Origin of the sequence: Aliivibrio sp. S10_S31, from assembly GCF_014694495.1 — a bacterium.
Lineage (GTDB): Bacteria > Pseudomonadota > Gammaproteobacteria > Enterobacterales > Vibrionaceae > Aliivibrio > Aliivibrio fischeri.
Genome location: NZ_JAAUWR010000124.1, coordinates 1 through 408, shown reverse-complemented (window position 1 = coordinate 408; position 408 = coordinate 1). Strand labels below are relative to the sequence as shown.

General features: G+C 41.2%; 1 tRNA gene and 1 rRNA gene. Both read right to left on the bottom strand.

Features of this window, described 5'->3' with window-relative positions:
• Positions 1–152: 152 nt before the first annotated feature.
• Positions 153–228: transfer RNA gene (locus tag HC728_RS19890), tRNA-Glu, on the bottom strand.
• 67 nt (positions 229–295) lie between these two features.
• Positions 296–408, bottom strand: a 16S ribosomal RNA gene (locus HC728_RS19885); the annotation flags it as partial.

The following is a 408-nucleotide window of genomic DNA, read 5'->3' as shown; positions in this document are numbered from 1 at the left end:
GTAAAACAAAGGATATTAAGAACTTTTAAATTTTGATTTGAATAACTCGTAAGTTATTTAAATCAGTCAGCTTTCCAAATTGTTAAAGAGCGATTTCACGCTTATGCGTGTAACCATTTTTAAAGACTCTCAAAAGAGAGAATATTTAAAGATGGTATCCCGTAGGGGAGTCGAACCCCTGTTACCGCCGTGAAAGGGCGGTGTCCTAGGCCTCTAGACGAACGGGACACTAAGATACTCTAAATTTAAAACCTAATTAATCTGTGTGAACACTCATAAACCGTAATCTATCGTTTAAGGAGGTGATCCAGCCCCAGGTTCCCCTAGGGCTACCTTGTTACGACTTCACCCCAGTCATGAACCACAAAGTGGTGAGCGTCCTCCCGAAGGTTAAACTACCCACTTCTT